Annotated in this window: 19 protein-coding genes and 1 pseudogene; 8 read left to right on the forward strand and 12 right to left on the reverse strand. The window is 37.7% G+C overall.

Features of this window, described 5'->3' with window-relative positions:
* Position 1 precedes the first annotated feature (1 nt).
* Genes NSU02_RS15995 through NSU02_RS16005 form a run of 3 tightly spaced genes read right to left on the reverse strand, consistent with a single transcriptional unit; the run spans position 2 to position 2610 of the window.
* Positions 2-787: an ABC-2 family transporter protein gene (locus NSU02_RS15995; protein WP_063386253.1), complete on the reverse strand. Its 786-nt coding sequence runs from the start codon at positions 785-787 to the stop codon at positions 2-4.
* A 4-nt stretch (positions 788-791) separates the two neighbouring features.
* Positions 792-1583 carry a hypothetical protein gene (locus tag NSU02_RS16000; protein WP_063386254.1) on the reverse strand — a complete coding sequence of 264 codons (792 nt, stop codon included), beginning with the start codon at positions 1581-1583 and terminating at the stop codon, positions 792-794.
* Entirely contained in the window at positions 1576-2610 is a 1035-nt protein-coding gene (locus NSU02_RS16005) for an ATP-binding cassette domain-containing protein (RefSeq protein WP_063386255.1), read from the reverse strand. The genes NSU02_RS16000 and NSU02_RS16005 overlap by 8 nt, the downstream gene beginning before the upstream one ends.
* A 162-nt stretch (positions 2611-2772) precedes the next feature.
* On the opposite strand from NSU02_RS16005, the gene NSU02_RS16010 reads away from it, so the two are divergent.
* The gene (locus tag NSU02_RS16010; protein WP_130158649.1) at positions 2773-4074 is read left to right on the forward strand and encodes a glutamate-1-semialdehyde 2,1-aminomutase; all 1302 of its coding nucleotides are present in this window, start codon (positions 2773-2775) and stop codon (positions 4072-4074) included.
* Between the two features lie 338 nt (positions 4075-4412).
* On the forward strand, positions 4413-5486 hold the full coding sequence (locus NSU02_RS16015) for an aromatic acid exporter family protein (RefSeq protein ID WP_066247279.1): 1074 nt from the start codon (positions 4413-4415) through the stop codon (positions 5484-5486).
* A gap of 687 nt (positions 5487-6173) precedes the next feature.
* Here NSU02_RS16015 and NSU02_RS16020 read toward each other — a convergent pair.
* The 4 genes from NSU02_RS16020 to NSU02_RS16035 all read right to left on the reverse strand — a co-directional run bounded on the left by NSU02_RS16020 (position 6174) and on the right by NSU02_RS16035 (position 11791).
* The gene (locus NSU02_RS16020; protein WP_066247282.1) at positions 6174-8894 is read right to left on the reverse strand and encodes a hypothetical protein; all 2721 of its coding nucleotides are present in this window, start codon (positions 8892-8894) and stop codon (positions 6174-6176) included.
* Between the two features lie 178 nt (positions 8895-9072).
* Positions 9073-10821, reverse strand: a complete 1749-nt coding sequence (locus tag NSU02_RS16025; RefSeq protein WP_339193280.1) for an ABC transporter ATP-binding protein — start codon at positions 10819-10821, stop codon at positions 9073-9075.
* A gap of 65 nt (positions 10822-10886) precedes the next feature.
* A complete protein-coding gene (locus tag NSU02_RS16030; protein ID WP_063386259.1) occupies positions 10887-11414 on the reverse strand; it encodes a DUF402 domain-containing protein in 528 nt (175 codons plus the stop codon).
* A gap of 104 nt (positions 11415-11518) precedes the next feature.
* The gene (locus NSU02_RS16035; RefSeq protein ID WP_232515610.1) at positions 11519-11791 is read right to left on the reverse strand and encodes a YgaB family protein; all 273 of its coding nucleotides are present in this window, start codon (positions 11789-11791) and stop codon (positions 11519-11521) included.
* A gap of 214 nt (positions 11792-12005) precedes the next feature.
* Between NSU02_RS16035 and NSU02_RS16040 the strand changes: the two genes are divergently transcribed.
* On the forward strand, positions 12006-12821 hold the full coding sequence (locus NSU02_RS16040; protein ID WP_117017367.1) for an undecaprenyl-diphosphate phosphatase: 816 nt from the start codon (positions 12006-12008) through the stop codon (positions 12819-12821).
* A 75-nt stretch (positions 12822-12896) separates the two neighbouring features.
* Here NSU02_RS16040 and NSU02_RS16045 read toward each other — a convergent pair.
* A pseudogene (locus NSU02_RS16045) lies at positions 12897-13040 on the reverse strand (gamma-type small acid-soluble spore protein); the annotation flags it as partial.
* 84 nt (positions 13041-13124) lie between these two features.
* Complete coding sequence (gene fabL, locus NSU02_RS16050; RefSeq protein ID WP_063386261.1) at positions 13125-13874, reverse strand: enoyl-[acyl-carrier-protein] reductase FabL; 750 nt, start codon at positions 13872-13874, stop codon at positions 13125-13127.
* Between the two features lie 103 nt (positions 13875-13977).
* On the opposite strand from fabL, the gene NSU02_RS16055 reads away from it, so the two are divergent.
* Entirely contained in the window at positions 13978-14145 is a 168-nt protein-coding gene (locus tag NSU02_RS16055) for a cytosolic protein (RefSeq protein ID WP_339195822.1), read from the forward strand.
* Positions 14146-14220: 75 nt separating this feature from the next.
* On the opposite strand, the gene mutY is transcribed toward NSU02_RS16055, so the two are convergent.
* A complete protein-coding gene (mutY, locus tag NSU02_RS16060) occupies positions 14221-15327 on the reverse strand; it encodes an A/G-specific adenine glycosylase (protein ID WP_063386263.1) in 1107 nt (368 codons plus the stop codon).
* A 179-nt stretch (positions 15328-15506) separates the two neighbouring features.
* On the opposite strand from mutY, the gene NSU02_RS16065 reads away from it, so the two are divergent.
* From NSU02_RS16065 to NSU02_RS16075, 3 genes are all read left to right on the forward strand, one after another.
* Complete coding sequence (locus NSU02_RS16065; protein ID WP_327848068.1) at positions 15507-16487, forward strand: metal-dependent hydrolase; 981 nt, start codon at positions 15507-15509, stop codon at positions 16485-16487.
* A 102-nt stretch (positions 16488-16589) separates the two neighbouring features.
* A complete protein-coding gene (locus tag NSU02_RS16070; protein ID WP_063386264.1) occupies positions 16590-16748 on the forward strand; it encodes a small, acid-soluble spore protein K in 159 nt (52 codons plus the stop codon).
* A gap of 28 nt (positions 16749-16776) precedes the next feature.
* Positions 16777-16932, forward strand: a complete 156-nt coding sequence (locus NSU02_RS16075; RefSeq protein ID WP_082829369.1) for a YpzG family protein — start codon at positions 16777-16779, stop codon at positions 16930-16932.
* 415 nt (positions 16933-17347) lie between these two features.
* Here the strand turns inward: NSU02_RS16075 and NSU02_RS16080 are convergent, their stop codons facing one another.
* Both NSU02_RS16080 and recX read right to left on the reverse strand, forming a co-directional pair.
* Entirely contained in the window at positions 17348-17665 is a 318-nt protein-coding gene (locus tag NSU02_RS16080; RefSeq protein ID WP_327848069.1) for a YfhH family protein, read from the reverse strand.
* 3 nt (positions 17666-17668) lie between these two features.
* Complete coding sequence (gene recX / locus NSU02_RS16085) at positions 17669-18484, reverse strand: recombination regulator RecX (protein ID WP_339193281.1); 816 nt, start codon at positions 18482-18484, stop codon at positions 17669-17671.
* Positions 18485-19077: 593 nt separating this feature from the next.
* On the opposite strand from recX, the gene NSU02_RS16090 reads away from it, so the two are divergent.
* Complete coding sequence (locus NSU02_RS16090; protein WP_063386267.1) at positions 19078-19629, forward strand: GNAT family N-acetyltransferase; 552 nt, start codon at positions 19078-19080, stop codon at positions 19627-19629.
* The last annotated feature ends 40 nt before the right edge of the window (positions 19630-19669 follow it).

The raw sequence follows: 19669 nt of genomic DNA on the forward strand, positions 1-19669 counted from the left end.
ATCAGCTTCCTGCCCCTCGATATCGCTTCACTCCAATATTCCAAATAATAACCGACAAAATAAAAAACAGAAGGCCTATCACAGGAGTTAAAAAAGCGTAAATATACCAATCCGTTTTTCGTAAAAAATAGGAAGCCGGATAAACTCCCACAAAGGCAAACGGCAAAATCCACGTTAAAATAAAACGTATCACATCGTTGTAAATATTTACTGGATAGCGGCCGTAGTTTCCAATGTTATACATCATTGGCATAATCGATGTTTTTGCATCCGACCAAAACCCAATCGATGCAAGCGCAACAAAAATACTGCCGCAGACAAGGGTGCCGCCAAATACAAATAGAATAAAAATAAAAATGTCATACCAATGAAAAGTAAGATTCAGCCGGGCTGCTGCATACCCCATGACAACAAGCCCTGTAATAACGCCAAAAAGCGATTCAAGCTCCATTCTCTCCAATATCACCTGAAACAAACTGTGGATCGGTCTCGTTAAAATGCGATCCATTTCACCGTTTACAATATATCGTTCATTAAAATCCCAAATGTTAAAAAAGGTGCTGAATAAAGCATAAGGAACTAAGAAAAAGCCATAAATGAAAATAATTTCATCTCTTTGCCAGCCGCCAAGCGATTCTGTATGTCCAAAAACGACGAGAATGAAAACTAAATTTACTGCCTGAAACAATAGATCAGACAATATCTCTACAATCATATCCGCTCTGTATTCCATCCTTGTTTTTAAATATTGAGCGATATATTGAAAAAACATTGACACATAAAACATCTTTTCACCCCCCTTGAATAATCATTTTTCTTTTCGCAACCGCCCACATAGCACAAATTGGAATGATCAATAAAATGGACCAAAACAATTGAAAAAGAATAGCGTCTGTAATTTCAGCTTCTTGGAATCCTTTTGTAAAGATCATGCTTGGAATATAACTGATTGCTTGAAAAGGCAAATATTCCATTATTTCTTGAGCCCAAACTGGGTAGAAGCTAATGGGGAGCAGCAGTCCGGAAAACAAGTCAATGATGACGCGTTTCGCTCTCATTAGTCCGTCGTTGTTAAATAAGAAAAAAGCTGAGATTCCTGTCAATAAATTAATTTCTGTATTAATAACAAAACTAAAAAATATGGAAATGGCAAAAAAAGACCACGCCTGCCAATCAAGCGGCAATTCGAGCGGAAAAATAAAGCTTACAATCACCATTCCAGGCATGGAAAAAAAGAAAAGGCGAAAAACGCCTTCTCCAAACGCCTGCATCGTTTTCATGCCAAGATAATTGTAGGGACGAATCAGCTCCACTGCCACTTTTCCTTCTCTAATTTCCATTGCGATTTCCCTGTCGATGTTGTTAAAATAAAATGCTCTTGCCATCCATGAAATTGCCACGTATGTCACCATTTGCGCTGCATCTAAACCTTGAATGCTTTCTTTTCCCCCATAAATGGCTGTCCATAAAAAGTAGTAAGCACCGATATTAATGCTGTATATGAGAATTCCAGAATAATAGTTTGTCCTGTAAGCGAGCATCATTAAAAAACGGATGCGGATCATTTCCAAATATTTAGACATTCATGATCACCTTTTCTAAGTTACTGTTCGCATCACCTTTTTCATAAATGTTGCGTATAATCTCCTCCGTTGATATTTCTTTAATGCTTAGATCCACGATAGTTTGAGCCTTCATGACGCGGCTAATGATTTCCGGCATTTCCTCATGATTCGCAATTTGCGCGATCCAAACATTGCTTTTATCTCCCTTCATCCATTGCACGTGAAAACCACTCGTTAATTGCAATAAAAGGGATTCATCAACAGAAGAGGCAAATTGAAATTCAATTTGCTTCCCTTTTCCCCAATTCCCGCGCAAATGGTCCAAAGAGCCGTCATATATAATCTTTCCTTCATCAAGCATTATGACGCGTTCACACAATGCTTCTATATCCGCAATATCATGTGTCGTCAGCAAAATCGTTGTTTTGTATTTGGCATTTATCTCTTTCAAAAATTCACGAATTTTCAGCTTGACTAAAACGTCCAAGCCGATCGTCGGCTCATCCAAAAATAAAAGAGGAGGATTATGAATTAATGCTGCGGCAAGCTCGCATCTCATCCGCTGCCCTAATGACAGCTTTCGCACCGGCTTATCTAACAAAGGGCCGATATCCAGCGTTTTAATGACATGATCCATATGTTCGTTATAATCTTGATCGGACACTTTATATACCTTTTTTAAAAGCCTGAATGACTCTTGAACAGCAATATCCCACCAAAGCTGTGAACGCTGTCCGAATACAACACCGATTGTCCGGACAAACTTTTCCCGTTCCTTATGAGGATTCATATTGTTCACCAGGACCTTCCCTGATGTCGGTGTTAAAATCCCTGTTAGCATTTTGATCGTTGTCGATTTCCCTGCGCCGTTTTCGCCTATATAACCCACCATTTCTCCCTGTTTCACTGTAAAGGAAATATCATTAACAGCTCTGTTGATTTTATAGTTTCTAGTGAATAAATCGCGAAAAGCCCCCTTTAATCCAGAGCGGCTTGAATAGCTCTTAAATTCTTTGCGCAAATTCTCTACTTCAATGACATTCATAGCTGTAACCTCCATCGATCAATCACAAACATTAGTTTACTCGAATTATTTGAAATTAACAATTTGCATGCACCTTTTTTCTTTTTTATGAAAAGTGCTAGAATAAACGAGGATGCTTGAATATTTTTGGCTGTACAGTTAAGTAAAAAAGAAGGTGAAACAATGAATTTTACAAAATCAGAACAGCTGCATAAAGAAGCGCTCGAACATATTGTAGGAGGGGTAAATAGCCCGTCCCGTTCTTATAAAGCTGTCGGCGGAGGAGCACCTGTTGTAATGGAGCGGGCGCAGGGCGCCTATTTTTGGGATGTTGATGGCAACAAATATATCGATTACTTAGCAGCATATGGCCCGATCATCACCGGCCATGCACACCCTCATATTACAAAAGCAATCAAGCACGCTGCCGAGACAGGCGTCCTATATGGAACACCGACGCCTCATGAAATCAAATTTGCAAAAATGTTAAAAGAAGCTATCCCTTCTCTAGAAAAGGTCCGCTTCGTCAATTCTGGAACAGAAGCAGTAATGACAACAATTCGAGTTGCCCGTGCATACACAGGAAGGGATAAAATCATTAAATTTGCCGGGTGCTACCATGGACATTCCGATTTGGTGCTTGTCGCAGCAGGATCAGGTCCATCTACCCTTGGAACGCCTGATTCCGCAGGGGTACCAAAAAGCATTGCTCAAGAAGTTATCACTGTACCTTTTAATGATGTGGAGGCGTTTGAACAAGCTATTCATAGATGGGGAAATGAAGTTGCAGCCGTTTTAGTTGAACCAATTGTCGGAAACTTTGGTATTGTGGAACCTAAGGAAGGATTTTTAGAAACAGTCAAACAGCTTACTCACAAAGCAGGCGCGCTGCTTATTTTTGACGAAGTTATTACAGCGTTTCGATTTATGTACGGCGGTGCCCAAAATCTGCTTCATGTAGAGCCTGATTTAACCGCACTTGGAAAAATTATCGGCGGAGGCCTTCCGATCGGAGCTTACGGCGGCCGTAAAGAAATTATGGAGCAGGTGGCGCCATTAGGACCGGCTTATCAGGCAGGGACGATGGCAGGAAACCCTGCATCGATCTTAGCAGGAATTGCTTGTTTGGAAGTGCTGAGCGAAGAAGGAGTTTATGACTATCTTGATAAGCTCGGCAGGATGCTTGAAGAAGGCATTTTAAACGCTGGAAGATCATATAATATACCGATCACCATCAACCGTTTAAAAGGTGCATTAACAGTATATTTTACACGCGAAAAGGTGACGAATTATGAGCAAGCCGAAAAAACAGACGGAGAAATGTTTGCTAAATTTTTTAAACTGATGCTTCATCAAGGCATTAATTTGGCGCCGTCTAAATATGAGGCCTGGTTTATTACAATCGCTCATACAGAAGAGGACATTAAAAAAACCATTTCGGCAGTCGAACAATCGTTTAAACAGCTTTCACATGACAAAAAATGAGTCTTACTAAAGCGCCTACTGCACAAGCAGGCAGAATGAAAAAGTAAATCTTTAAGCAGCCTGAGCCCGATATTTATGGACTCAGGTTGTTTATTTCTTTTGGAAACGATGGAGGTGATGTAAAACTGCCGCCTCTTCAGTTGTACGAAAAAAGTGCAAAAGTTCGCTCGATCACAACGTAACTATTTGGTCTGTCTATATTAAAGGATCATATCATATTACAAGAGTGTTAATTTTTTCCTTTCTCTTAAAATAACCTTGAATATTCGTGTTAAACAATGTATAGTCTGAATAGCTTACAACCTTTTTGATGAAAGGAAGGAAAAATTTTTATTCACATGAAACTTGGAGCCCGTATCTTAAAAACAGGTATTGCAATTACACTGGCATTAATGCTGGCAGAGATGCTTCATTTTCCATCTCCAGCATTTGCAGGGATTGCAGCTATCTTTGCGATACAGCCGTCAATATATAGATCATATTTAACCGTCATTGAACAAGTTCAGGCAAATATAATCGGCGCTGTTGTCGCAGTTTTATTCGGGATTTCTTTCGGAACAAACCCGTTTATTATTGGTCTTACAGCAGTGATTACCATTGCTATTTGTTTAAAATTAAAGATTGAAAACACAATCGCAATTGCTTTAGTAACGGTTATTGCGATACTTGAAACAACAGGTGACGATTTTGTACAGTTTGCTACCATACGGTTTTTAACGATTTTACTTGGGGTTTTATCAGCTTTTTTTGTTAATTTGATATTTATGCCGCCAAAATACGAAACAAAGCTTTACCATAAAATCACCGAAATTTCCCATGAGATTATGAAATGGATTCGGATCAATATTCGAAATAAATCTGAGTTTGCCCCTCTTAAAGAGGAAATAGACAAAATCAAAGATCAGCTGATAAAACTTGATCATTTATTTTTGCTTTACAAAGAAGAGCGAACTTATTCTAAAGCGAAGGTATTGCCAAAATCAAGAAAACTTGTCCTGTATAGACAGATGATTATCACAACGAACAGGGCATTTTACACATTGCGCCAAATTCATTGCTTGGAAAACGAACTTCGGCAAATACCTAGAAAGCTCCATGAAATGCTTATATCAGAGCTTGACTTTTTATTAATTTTGCATGAGCAGGCGCTGTTAAAAATAACGAAAAAAATTAAAAACAATCACGATGAAGACCTGCTTCCTTATGACAAATTTAACCGAAAAGAATTCATTCAAGCGTTTTTGAAATTTGAAAAAGAAGCGGAAGATTCCGATTCGTTTTACCAAATACTATCTTTAGTCTCCGCCATCGTTGATTATCACGATCAATTGGAGCATTTAGATACATTGATTAACAGCTTTCAACATTTCCATAAAAAAGAAAATAAAATTCATGTGGAGGATGAAGAGTAAACAAGTTCATCTCCGTATATTACAGCCTTCAGAAGGCGATGAAAAAAGCAAAAAATTGTAAAAGACTACAGAATTTCATTCATGAATTCAGTAGTCTTTCATCTTTTTTAAGACAATCATTTCATTTATTTGAGAAGCTGAATGACCTCTCTTCTCTCAGAAAAGTATCGGTAGCTTTTCTGCCTTGGAAATAAATCTTATTTCATTTTTATCCGCTGCAAATGATAACTGGAATTTCATGGACGCAGCTTTGCGGATAAAGACTGCGTTTTAATTTGTCTTCAAGATCCAACTGATCCCCGCCGAAATGCTGTTTCCAAACCGCTTCATCTTGTTAAATTGAAATCGTCTTATATCATCCAAGCGCAGGCAAGTTTTATATCATTTGGAACAGCTGTATTTTCTCAGCTTTCCAACTCAAAGCTTTGTTGGATGTTATCACAAGGAGGCTCCTTTAGAATCACGGTCAGCTTTTTGAGCTCAAAGCTCTCAGACAGTCTTGACCTGCGTTTCACTTCTACTAATAAAATAAATAGGAGCTGTCTAATAAGTCGTTTTTTCGGCTTATTGACGCCCCCTTTAATGTTTTAGAAACGTTGATATATCGATGTTTATGATTTTTTTGTTTTTCAATGGGGATTTGACTTTATGGACAGCCCCTAATCTAAAAATGTGCTAAGCATTGCTTTAATCTCCGCTAGAAAACTTATTTATATTCGTTTCGACCGCTTTATTGTTTAAGGAATGGTATTCATTCAATATTTCACATTGTCTTAAGTTTAATTCAAAAACTGTCAGCGGATCATAATAAATCTCTGGGTTTGTTTTCAAGCTGTCCAATTGTTGTTGATCTGTCCGAATTTGCTGCTCTCCTTCTTGCACAATTTGTTCAAGGTTGTGAACAGGTTCACGGAAAAACATTTTCACATCTCGTTCAATTCCTTTTTCAAATAAGTCGAATTGAGCAAAAAATTTTCGGATCATCGATTGAATCGCATCATCGAATGTTTCAGTTTCAATGTATTTTTTGTATTGCTGTGCGATAAACAGCTTGTTTTTCCCAATGGACGAAAACAGCTTTCCTGCTCCTTTTAATATAACTTGTGCAGGCTTAAAGCGGTTCATAATATTTTCTTCTTCGATGTTCACCACTGTTGTCAGACGATCAATATCCCGCCGCCAATCATCCACTACTTTGAAATCAGACATAAGCTTCACACGGTCATGACCGTACAATGAATTAAACGATTCACACATTTCATCTAAATAGACTTGGCATTGTTTTAGCTCGCTTTCAGCAAATGAAACCCATTCTCCCATTTTTTGCGACATTTTTGGAAGCAGCGTTTCAGCAAAATGCGCCTTCACTTGATCGTTCATTTTTTTGTTCAATTCTATGTGTAAATGGCTGAAATCGCTGTTTTCCGTTATGAATTTCGATGCAGATCGCAAAATAGTCCTTAACTCATCATGAAGATCCTTTTTTATCTCTTCCAATGTGGAGCGGAGTGACTGCCTCAATTCCTTAGCTTTTTCATTTTCCATATCGCCAAGGCTGTGTATTAATCCTTTTAATCGAGACACGATTTCTTTATTTTTATCGATGTTTTCTTCTAAATGCTGCTCTAATTCCATCCGTTTGCTATAAGCATATTTAATAGCTTTTTTCAAGAAAAACAACAGCTTCTCCGTTTTGTTATCTTGATGAAACGGAAAACGTGAATGAATAAATTCAGCGAAGGACTGTTTCCGCTTCTCTCCTTCATTTCTTGAAGGGAATGGGAAAAATTCAGCTTCCGGGAAAAAGTCAAGTATTTGTTCTTTAAAATGATTATGAAGCATGCCGCTATCTTCAAGCAAAAAGTAAATTGGAAGCTCCTTTTTTAAAGCAATCGATGCCAGGCTTTCTACCATTTTCTCAACTGAAGCAGGTTGATGCTCTGGATGGACATATACCAACCCATCAGCCAGTTGTATATATTCCTTTAGCTCCTCTTGATCAACATGCTCTATGTCAGGTACTTCTATTAAACTTAGCTTATGATCGTTTAACAAATCATTAGGCGCACATACCGCAACAATTGTTCCATCTTCACGAACTGCCGCATCTTCTTCAGCGAATACATCTGTTATGCTTTCATTATTTATTTGCTTTATGTCTGTCCGGTCTTCATGGCAGTAAATAGTAATTTTTGATGAAGGAATGCTTGGAAGAGAATGGCCAAGCAGCGATCGGGCAAAACCGCTTTCTCCAACAATGAGCAAATAATGTTCGTTCTGTTCAAAAATCTTTTTTAATATCCAATGATATTTCTGCCCAAGATTTACTTGATTTATTTCCGCCCAATCGGCCAGCTTCGCAAATAGCCGTTTTTTGGCTTCATGACCATCAGCACGATCATGACTACCTGATGCCAAAACGTGCTCCGCTTCTTCAATCACTTTCTCATCTAAGCTTGAACGGTAAATTTCACTCCATGCAACGACAGCTGCTGCAGCGGTCGATAGTTGTTTTCCTGTCGATAGTTTCAGCCAATTGGCTAAAATGTCCGGCATAATATCTTGAAGCTCTTTTAGTAAATATGATCCGCCAAGAAGCTTATTATAGGATTCTTCATAAAAGCGCGATATTTCATCCCAATGCTGAAATTCGTCCACTTTCACATTGAAAATTAGATTGTTTATCGTTTTTAACCATGGAATAAAATATTTTTGATCGTGTTTATAGCATCGCCACAGCGAAACAGCAAGCTTCTCGAATTGCTCTACGTCGGTTCTGTATAAAACCGTTAATGCTTTAAAGAAATAATCCGGCTCTTTTTCTTTGACAAAACCTTGTTCAACATAATTGATCAAACGCTGAAACCATTCCGCTTTTTCAGTCCGAATTAATTCTTCAACCGTAAGATGGACAGCTTTGTCCCAATCTTCCTGTTCTTCATAAAATTGAATAGCGATGGTGGATGCTTGACCATGGTCAGGGTTGATCGATACCGCATCACGAATCGCCTCATATGCCTTTTCTTTTTCTCCTTGAAGTCGGTGAAGCGAAAACAGCTTTAGCGATGCTTCTGCTTTAAGAACTTTTGAATCCGTTTCAATGGAACGGTACATTTCTTCCGCAGATGAAAATAATCCTAATTCAAAATATGCATCTCCGATATTTTTTCTTGCCCATGGCGCCAGCTCATTCTCTATATTTTCCCATTTAAAAATTGCCGCTTCATAATCTTTGTGGTGGAAATATACTTCTCCTTGAGCATATCGTACATAAGACAGATCATATGCGACCTTTTTTTGTTCTTCTTGAAAAAGCTCCCCAAGCAGTTGGATCGGATGTTTCGTTTCATTTTCTTTTAATAATGTTTGATAAAAGTTTTTTTCAATTAACTGCTTTTCCGCCGCCATGACAACCTCCGTTCTTATACGAATTTAGTCTTTTCTTTTATTCTACCAAAATCGTTTTTTCAAAAGGGATTGAATCAAAAATTTATGAAAAACTTGACTGGCAAAAGTCTTGCTAAAATTAAAGTATATTATGGATTTCAAAGCAAATGGCTAATTACCCATTTTGCTGCGGTATTTTTTACCATTCACCCAATTGCTGAATTTGAAATAGTTTATAGTAATGTCCACGTTTTTTCATTAGTTCTTCATGAGTTCCGGTCTCAACAATTTTCCCGTTTTCAATTAGTACAATTTTATCTGCATGAGTAATTGTAGACAGACGATGGGCAACAATTAAGGTCGTACGGTTTTTTGCCAGTTTATCAAGGGCTTCTTGGATAAATTGTTCACTTTCTAAATCCAAAGCAGACGTAGCTTCATCCAAAATGAAAATCGGCGGATTTTTTAAAAATACTCGGGCAATTGCAATTCGCTGTTTTTGACCGCCGGATAACTTCACGCCTCTTTCGCCCACTTTCGTATCATAGCCATCAGGCAAACTCATAATAAACTCGTGAGCGTTAGCTGCTTTGGCCGCTTTTATGACCTCTTCATCCGTTGCATTTGGTTTGCCAATTAAAATATTCGTTTTTATCGATTCACTGAATAAAAAAGGATCCTGCAAAACTATGCCGATCTGGTCCCTGACGCTTTGCACTTTATAATCTCTAACGTCAATGCCGTCCAACAAAATTTTTCCTTCCGTTACATCCCAAAACCTCGGAACAAGACTCACAAGGGTGGATTTTCCCCCTCCGCTCATCCCGACAAAAGCGACCGTCTCCCCTTTTTGAATCGTTAAATGAATATCCTTTAGTACAAATTCTTCGTTGTCATGATAGCGAAAGGATACTTTGTCAAAAATAATTTCCCCCGAAAGTTTGTCTGCTGTTATTGCATCCTGTTTATCAACAATATCGTAAGGTTCGTCAAGAAACTCAAATACTCTGTCCATTGAAGCGAAAGCCTGTGTTAAAGTAGTTGATGAATTAATCAAACGGCGAAGAGGATTGTACAACCGATCAATATAGGCTGTAAAGGCAACCATCGTCCCGATCGTTAAATTCCCTTGTATCACTTCATAAGCCCCGTAAAAAATGACGAAAAGAGGCGCTAGGTCAGTAACGGTGTTAACAACAGCAAACGTTTTGGCGTTCCATTTTGTATGATCAATCGCCCTTTCAAGAAAATTGCGATTTTCACGATCAAATTCTTTTTGTTCATGCTCTTCATTCGCAAAGCTTTGAATGACAGCCATTCCGCTGACCCTCTCATGCAAATGCCCCTGCACCTCTGCCAGCGCCTGCGACCTAACTCTTGTCAAATGACGAAGCCTGCCGTAAAAATATTTAACTGACAATCCGTATATAGGAAGCAACATAATCGATACAATGGTCAACGTGACATCCATCGTAAACATAATCCCAATGGCAAATATAATAGTAAAAAGGTCAAGCCATAGATTCATAAGGCCCGTAATAACAAACGTCTTTGTTTGTTCAACATCATTAATCACCCGCGAAATAATTTCTCCCGCACGATTGTTTGAATAATATCTTAAGCTCAGCCGCTGAAGATGAGTAAACAGTTGATCGCGAATATCATATAAAATTTTGCTTCCCGTCCATTGCGCAAAATATTGCCGATAATACTCGATCGGCGGCCGTATGACGAGGAATATAAACAACATGATGCCCATTAAAAAAAGAAGCATCTCTATCTTTACGTCATTTGATAATGATCCGTTTAAAATATTGTCGACGATATATTTCAATACGAGCGGAATTAACAAAGGAATGCCAAACTTTATAGTCCCGATGAAAATCGTTAAAAAAATTTGTTTTTTATATGGTTTTACAAATTGAAAATAGCGTTTAATCGAACCCAACCATTTCTCTCCTTTCAGATCAATGCAAAGCGAAAAGTCTGTTGATACTCCAACAGACTTTTCCATCATAAATATGTTAAATATCTTTCATACCACTGATCGATAAATTCAGGGGAAAACGGACCTTTTCTACCGCGTATCCAATAAATTAATTTGTTCACATTATTCTTTAATATACGGTCAATGACTTGCGGATATTTCATTGATTTCTTATGCCGTTCATATTCATCTTCATCTAACAGTGTATAGGTCATATCCGGGAACACTTTAATATCCAAATCATAATCAATATACTTTAATGCCTCATTATCCCAAACAAAAGGAGAACTGATGTTGCAATAATAATAAATGCCGTCACCACGAATCATTCCAATTACATTAAACCAATGACGTGCATGAAAATAACAAATCGCCGGCTCCCTTGTAATCCAAGTTCTGCCGTCAGCTTCGGTAACCGTTGTTCGATCGTTGCCGCCAATAATACAGTTTTGCGATCCTTTTAAAACGGTCGTTTCCTCCCAAACACGATGAATGCATCCATTATGTTTATAACTGTGTATTTGAATGATATCTCCTTCCTTTGGCAGCGCCATTTTGTTCCCTACTTTCTAATGAACAGTTCACTTCAAATCCGAAAAAATCATTTTTCTTTATTATAACGTTTGATATTCAAAAAGAAAATAAAAGAGCCATGCCGCTAAAATGGCTGACTCGAGTCATACATTTCGATTTGGTACATTTTAATAACTTCTTCCGTTTGCTTTTCAAACGTTTTTTGAATGTCTATCAACTCATTTTTCATTTTTTCAATTTCTTTTTGCACAGAACGCAATTTCTTATCATCATTTTGTCTCAAAAATTCCAATTCCATTTGTTGATAATGCTCTATTTTAGATTGAAGCGATACAAGCTTATCCATCGTTTCAAGCTGTTCGCCAACTAGCAGATCAAAGCGGTTATATGTATTCAAATGAATCCCTCCCTAATAAAATGTTTATGGATACATATTCTAACTATTTCACTTGATTCCTTTGACAAGTTATGTAGACAATTAAGAAGTTTTGTCGTATGAACGCTTAGGTCAAAATTATTATTGACTCTCCATTCATTCATTATGTACAATCTGACAAGATTGAATCATTACAAACTTTGATTTTTTTAGAGAGAAAGGAAGTAACTATATCGTGTGGGAAATCATCACAGCTGTCATTTTAGGCATTGTTGAAGGGTTAACGGAATTTGCCCCTGTTTCTTCTACTGGACATATGATTCTTGTTGATGACATTCTTCTAAAATCTAAAGAAATATATTCAGAGCCTGTCGCCAACTCTTTTAAAGTCGTCATTCAGCTTGGATCAATATTAGCAGCGGTGATCGTATTTAAAGATCGCTTTTTCGATTTATTACAGATTAAGAAAATGCAGCATCAAAACGGTCAAAGATTAACGCTTGGCCTTGTCATCACAGGACTTCTTCCTGCTGCCGTCTTAGGTTTTTTATTTGAAGACTATATTGATACGTACTTGTTTTCCGCTCATAGCGTATTAGTCGGCCTTGTGTTTGGGGCATTATTAATGATTGCAGCAGACCTATTTGGTCCAAGAAAACCGAAAGCAGAAACGGTTGATCAAATTACATACAAACAAGCGCTAACCATCGGCCTCATCCAATGCATTTCCCTTTGGCCTGGTTTTTCGCGTTCCGGTTCAACGATTTCCGGCGGGGTTTTAGCCGGTTTAAGCCATCGTGCAGCTTCCGATTTTACGTTTATTATGGCTGTGCCGATAATGGCGGGGGCGAGCGGTCTTTCTCTTATTAAAAATTGGGAGCATTTCACAATCGACGTCCTGCCGTTTTTTATCGCCGGATTCATCAGTGCGTTTATTTTCGCGCTTTTGGCCATAAGATTCTTTTTGCAGCTGATCAACCGCATTAAACTTACACCATTTGCTATTTATCGGATCATTTTGGCGATCATCATCTATGTTTTTTTCCTTTAATGAAAGAAAGCGGAGAGCTGAAACGTTCTCCGCTTTTTGCCTGGCTCTTTTAAAAGAAACATTCAAAATTAATAGTTAAGAATTTTGTTGTTTATTTTGTTCAGATTGTTGATTTTGTTGTCTTACTTGTTGTGCATCTGTTTCAGCAGCAAATTCTGTTCCAAATCCTTGAGCTGATTGTTGGTTTTGCTTTCTCACTTGTTGAGCATTTGTTTTGTTTTGCTGTTGTTTTGCCATCATTTTTCACCTCCACGTCATATATCATGTCCAGGAGGGAAAAAACTTATCCAAAAAAATTTGCAGTTACAGCAATAAGGAAATGCCTCCATCTACGATCAAAGTTTGCCCTCTTATCATGAAAGCTTTTTCAGAGAGCAAAAATTCAACTGCATTTACGATATCCTCTTTTTCAATCATTCTTCCAGCCGGAGTCTTTTCTTTTGCTTCGTTTAAAATTTCCTCCCTGTTCGGAAAATGTGTCAATGCATCCGTATCGACAGCTGCGCCGGAAACCGCATTTACTACAATATTTTTCGGTGCTAATTCAACTGCTAAATATCTAGTTAAAGCTTCAAGAGCTGCTTTAGAAACCCCTACTGTCGTGTAATTTTTTAAATAGCGAATAGACCCTAAAGAGCTGATGCTCACGATGTGTCCGCCGCCGTGTTTTTCCATCAATTTTGCTGCTTCCTGCGCACAAAAAAGAAGTGCTTTTGCATTAATATCCATCGTCCAATCCCAATGGGATTCTTCAATTTCCATTAGAGGGCGTAAAACTCCAGATGCTGCATTGTTTACTAAAATATCAAGCCGTCCAAACGTTTTGTCAATTTCTGCAAACATTTCCTTTATTTTTTCAGGTTTTCCGACGTTTGCCTTCACCACAAGCGTTTTCACACCAAGACGTTCAATTTCTTCCGCGGTTTCGATCGCCTTCGATTTGCTGCGAGCATAATTAATGACGATGTGATACCCTTTTTCAGCAAGCCTCAAGGCAATAGCTTTGCCGATTCCTCTTGAAGATCCTGTGACAAGCGCTACTTTTTCATTCATATTTTACATCTCCTTATGTATTGAATAGTTATTTCTATCGTAACAAAGAATAGATATAGAAAAACATATAAAAAGGAGTTTTTGTAAATTGCCTATACGTGATATGACAGAGCTCTCCATGATCTCGAAGCAAGCTTGGAGCAGTGAAGAGCTTCAGTATTATCACCGCGCCTTTCAACAAATTATGCCTTACCTGAATATAGAAGGTCATACTATTCACCGTGAAATTATAGAAGAAATTGAAGCGCGCGGCGGTATTAACAAAGACTGATTAAACCAATTTTTAGAGGCATAATGGATGCAATCGGTACATGCCGATTGCATTTTCATTCACTTCCCAATGGAATTACGGCTCCACTTGTATGCCAGCTTTTTCCTTATAAAGAGCAAATATTTTTTGATGAGGTACAGGAAAAGCATATCGATCAATATCCTTGATGAAAACTTTTTCAAGCTCTTTCATTGATTCATCGCTACAAACTTTGCCGAAATAAACATTAATATTCCATGTCAAATGGGAAAAAACATGCTGAATCGTTCCTTTTAGCTCGCTTAATTCCGCTTCAACACCGTATTCTTCCCGCAAAAAATTTTCTAGATATATCCTTTTAGGAATTCTGTTTGTGCGAACTTCGCAATTTGGAAATTCCCACAAATTCGCAAGCAGTCCTGTGTCAGGTCTTTTATGAATATATAAATCGTTGTTTTGCACTAAAACCGCGCAAGCAATCGAAACTTGCTTTGTTGATTTGCTTCGTGTTTTTACTGGCAGCTTTTCCTGTAATCCTTCTGAAAAGGCAAGACAATGCTCCTGTACAGGACAAAGCAAACAGGACGGAGAAGTCGGCGTACAAACCATTGCTCCCAATTCCATTAATGCTTGATTAAAATCGGAAGGACGTTCTTTTGAAATAAGATTTGCAGCCGCTTCTTCAAATATTCTTCTTGTTTTTGGCTTTGCTATATCTTCTTCAATCAGTAAAATTCTTGACAGCACTCTCATCACATTGCCGTCAACAGCAGGCTCAGGCTTGTTATAAGCAATGCTTAATATTGCTCCTTTCGTATAAGGCCCAATTCCTTTTAATTTTCCAAGCTGCTTCGGGTCATCCGGAAGTTTTCCTCCGTATTTTGCTGCTACCTCTTTCACTGCACTGTGCAAATTTCGGGCGCGCGAATAATAGCCTAGGCCTTCCCATGCCTTTAAAACCTCTTCTTCATCCGCATTTGCCAGCGCCTCAACATTCGGGAATTTTTTAATAAAATTGTTAAAGTACGGTATAACCGTTTCCACCCGTGTTTGCTGAAGCATTATTTCAGATACCCATACTTTGTATGGATCTTGGTCCTTTCTCCAAGGCAAATCTCTTTTTTCCCGTATATACCAGCCGATCAGGTCCTCCTGAAATGTTTTAATATCGAAATTCTCAATTTTTTGCAGTGATTGACCCATTTTTCAATATTTCCTCCATTATGCACTTCAAAATATGTTACACTAAAAAGAACTTATGAATTTATCGTACATTATTTTTTTTTTGCATGAAAGAAAAAATGAATTTATGTTTTTTGCGTTCAATGGAAAAAATTCAAATATCATCATAACGATTGTTTTTTCAGCTAAGGAGGATGGCTTTGGATACAGGTACACATTTCGTCATGGGAATCGCATTGGGAGGTTTAGCAACTTTGGATCCGGCTGTCGGCGGTTCCTTTCTGACAAGCGAGGCAGTTCTTGTTGGCACGATTATCGGTTCACAAGCACCAGATCTTGATACGGTTCTTAAATTTAAAAATAATGCAGCTTATTTAAAAAATCATCGCGGAATAACTCATTCAATTCCCGCAGTTTTATTATGGTCGCTGTTAATCACTGGAGCAATTCATTTTCTAATGCCAAGCAGCAGCCTCATCCATGTATGGATTTGGACGTTATTAGCTGTTGTTCTTCATGTTGTTGTCGACATTTTCAACGGCTACGGCACTCAAGCTCTCAGACCTTTTTCTGAAAAGTGGATTGCGCTGGGCACAATTAATACGTTTGATTCGTTTATCTTCATCGCTCATATTGTCGGCATTGGCATTTGGCTTTCCGGCGCCCATGGGGGCTATACCTTTTTAATTATTTATTGCATAATCGCTTTATATTATGTCGTTAGACTTCTAATGCAAAGATCGATTAAGAAAAAAATCTTAAACAGATGGAAAAATGTTGAAAACGTCATATTTAACCCAACAATGAAATTCCGCAAGTGGCAGCTCGTCATTGTGACAAAAGAACATTATTACGTTGCATATTCAAATTTTACCGAAATTCAAATCGTCGACCAGTTTGAGCGCAAAGAGCTGCCGAATCACCCTGCAATGGAAGCCGCAAAAAAAGACCGGAATATTTCAGCATTTTTGCATTTTTCCCCTGTTTTCCATTGGCAAATAAAAGAGCAGCTTGATTATACCGAAATCCGTTTGATTGACTTGCGTTATTTCAGCAAAGGTCATTATCCCTTTGTAGCAGTTGCACAGCTCGATAAAGACCTCAACATTGTTCGTTCGTACACAGGTTGGATTTTCAGTAAAAAAAGAATGAAGAAAAAACTTAAACCGCTAATTGATTGATTATGACATTTCCTTAATTTTCTTTTATATTGGCTTCTAATAAGCAAATACTATTTATGCGCGTCCAATAGCGCAAATTTTTTTCTCCTTGGAGGATCTGCGATGCGCAATAAAGCAAAAGGATTTCCGAAGCATGAAAAATTTGACGGTGAGCCACGTGCTAAAGCGGAATTCGCGTCACGTCGTGCGAACGGAACCATTAACACACACCCTCAAGAGAGGATGAAAGCTTCAGGAGAACGGGATAAAAATTTTTCATAACCATTGACCTTTCAAGAGGTGTTTACTAATGGACACTAACCGATCATCCTTATCAAAAAAGCAGAAAAACGAATTTTTAGGAGCTTGGGGAAAACCGAAACATTCATTCCGTCAAGTAAACGGGGAAACCCAGCAAACCCAAAGCTTAATCATTTTGGAAAACGAAATGCGAAAACGTTCATAAATAAATAATACGAGATCATGCCATTATTTGGCATGATCTTGTTTATACAGACCTTTTTTAATTTTTAAAAATAATCGCCTAGATTCAAAACTCAACTATGATTTCCTCGATTAAATTTAATAAAGAAAATATTTAGCTTCAACGTTGCTTGAGTAAACAAATTTCCATTATTCGCCTTATTAAATATATGGTTTTTTTTGATACTATTTGTTAACAAAAGATTTCAAGCTAAAAACGAAATCCGTATCCTTTCAAGGTCAATTGAGAGAGTATTCAGTTTGATAACCATAATGTAAAGTTAGGCGCGATGAAGCATAGCCACGAACAGGAAGAAAAAAACGATTGAAAGAAATCAACGGCCACTCTTTTCCCCAACTTCCTTCATTTTTCGTTCTCAACTTATTTCTCATTTATATTACTTTTTTTTAATCAACATCGATATCGGCAGTGCTTCCTCCTTTAAAGGAGATGATAACCGATACCCCCAAGCGAAGACTCCTTTTAAATATTCAACTTTGAAATATTCACCAGGAGCTCCATCGATTTCATACGTCTCACCTGGCGGAAAATCGTCAGGATTCAGCATATATGCTTTTGCCATAGCAATTTTCCTTTCCAGGACAGCATATTCGTTGATCATTCCGTGCTGTTCCGCTTTGCGCGCTTTTTCTTTTAATCGGGCAATTTCATTTTTTAGCTCGTATTCCGTCATTTCACTGTACCGTTTTTCCATTTCCTATTCCTCGCTTTTCTCTAAGTGTTTTTGCAAATATTGCTGAATAAGTTCTTGCGAAAAACCTTTTCGATATAAAAATTGCGCAAGCTTTTGACGATATGTGTACATATCTAGATGGGAATACTTTTTTTTCCCTTTTTCGCCTTGTATTAATAATGCTTCCCATTCTTGGTCATGACGTTCATGTAAAGGCAGCATCTCTAAAACAGCTTGAATCACTTCGGATGAAAAACCTTTCCTAAACATTGCCTGCTCTATTTTTTGCTTTAGCTGCGACAAAGATATGTTCGTTTTTTTTCCCAATTGCTTTTCAGCTAATTTATACGCTGCTTCTATTTGTCTTTCTTTCGTGAAAAGATCAAGAGCTGCTTCTATCAAATCGTTCTCAATCCCTTTTTGTCCCAGTTCTGCTTTTATTATGCCGGGCCCTTTCAAAGTGGTTTTCATTTGCGTTCTTACAAAGGCTTCCGCAAACTCCTTGTCATTTACATAATTTTTTAATTGAAGCTCAACCATTACACGTTCAATAACCCTCTCATCTATACCTTGACTTACAAGATAGTCACGGACCTCTTTTTCCGATCTCATTCGATAGCCAAGAAAAGTTAAAGCTTTGTTGAATGCTGCTTTTATTTGATCCTCGTGCAAAATCGCATCTATATCCAGCTCATCAAGCTCCATCCCTTTTCTTAGCCCGTGCTTAATTAAAACATCTTCCCCGACGCTAAAAGCAAATATTTCACCGTTTCCTCTATCGACGTAAATATTAAAACGATTTTTCTTTTTAGGTTGAACTTCTATTTTTACAATAAACATGTACAGACACCTCATTTTTATAGTACCATAGAAAAAATAAATAAATGGAAGTTTTAAGCATGAAAGTGTATGAATACTGTAACAATAGATTTTTCAGCTTGTAAGGAACATTTTGCTGACTTTTCTAGCCGTTGATGCTATAAAACTATGAAGCAAAATTCAACCGTTCTTATTATGATTTCTAAATATTTTGCTGGCATCAGGCAAATCTGCTTCAGTCAGGAAATGCGGTCCTCTCTGTTATTGCATCAAAGCAAAGGAAAAAAATATTGTCAAAGAAAATATTGTAATTTTTCCCTATTCACTGCTTATAGAAACTCTTAAAGTAGTAAGAAAAAAGTAAAATTTTCTTAATAATCTTTTTACAAAATTTTTGTTTTCTTTTCCATAGAAATCAAGTATGATACTAGAAGAAATGCTGACAATTAAATTTACTTGTTTTTAAGGGAAGGCAAATGGTGCGCCACCGGTCTTTGACCGGTTCTAGTGGGTTCGATTCCCACCCCGAAATTTTTACTTGATAAATAAAAATTTCGAGGGTGGGATCCGTTAGATTTCGTGGTAACCGCCCTCGTTGATAGAGGAGGATGAGCATGTTAAAAAAACGTGATCTAGCGGATTGTCAAGAGTTGTTCGAACTTATGGTTCATCCAGAGGTCTTCCCTTATGTTCGTCATAAAGCAACGTCGATTGAAGAATACATGTTTATAACAAAACAGTTGATTGAAGCAGAGGAACGAGGGGAATTAATTTCCCGCACCATTTTGGATGAATGGGGCTCTCCTATTGGAACAATCAGCTTGTATGATATTTTTGACCAAACGGGATTTCTCGGAACTTGGCTCGGCAAGCCGTACCATGGTAAAGGATATAATCAGCTTGCTAAGGACGCTTTTTTTCAAGAGATTTTTTATGAATTTGGAATTCAAACGATCTTTATGAAAATACGGAAAGACAATGAACGTTCCATGAAAGCCGCGCAGAAGCTTCCATATGTCTCCCTTGCCGATGAATCTCGTCAGCTTCCCCATATTGAAAACAAAAACTTATACAACATCTTTGAAATTTCAAAGGATATGTACACACTGTATACAAAACGAAACGGTTTCATGACAGACGAAGAAAGCAGATTGAAGGAAGCATAAAAAATTGGAAGAAGACATCCGAACGAATCAAGATGTCTGC

The sequence above is a fragment of the Aeribacillus sp. FSL W8-0870 genome, assembly GCF_037963755.1.
Classification (GTDB): Bacteria; Bacillota; Bacilli; order Bacillales; family Aeribacillaceae; genus Aeribacillus; species Aeribacillus composti.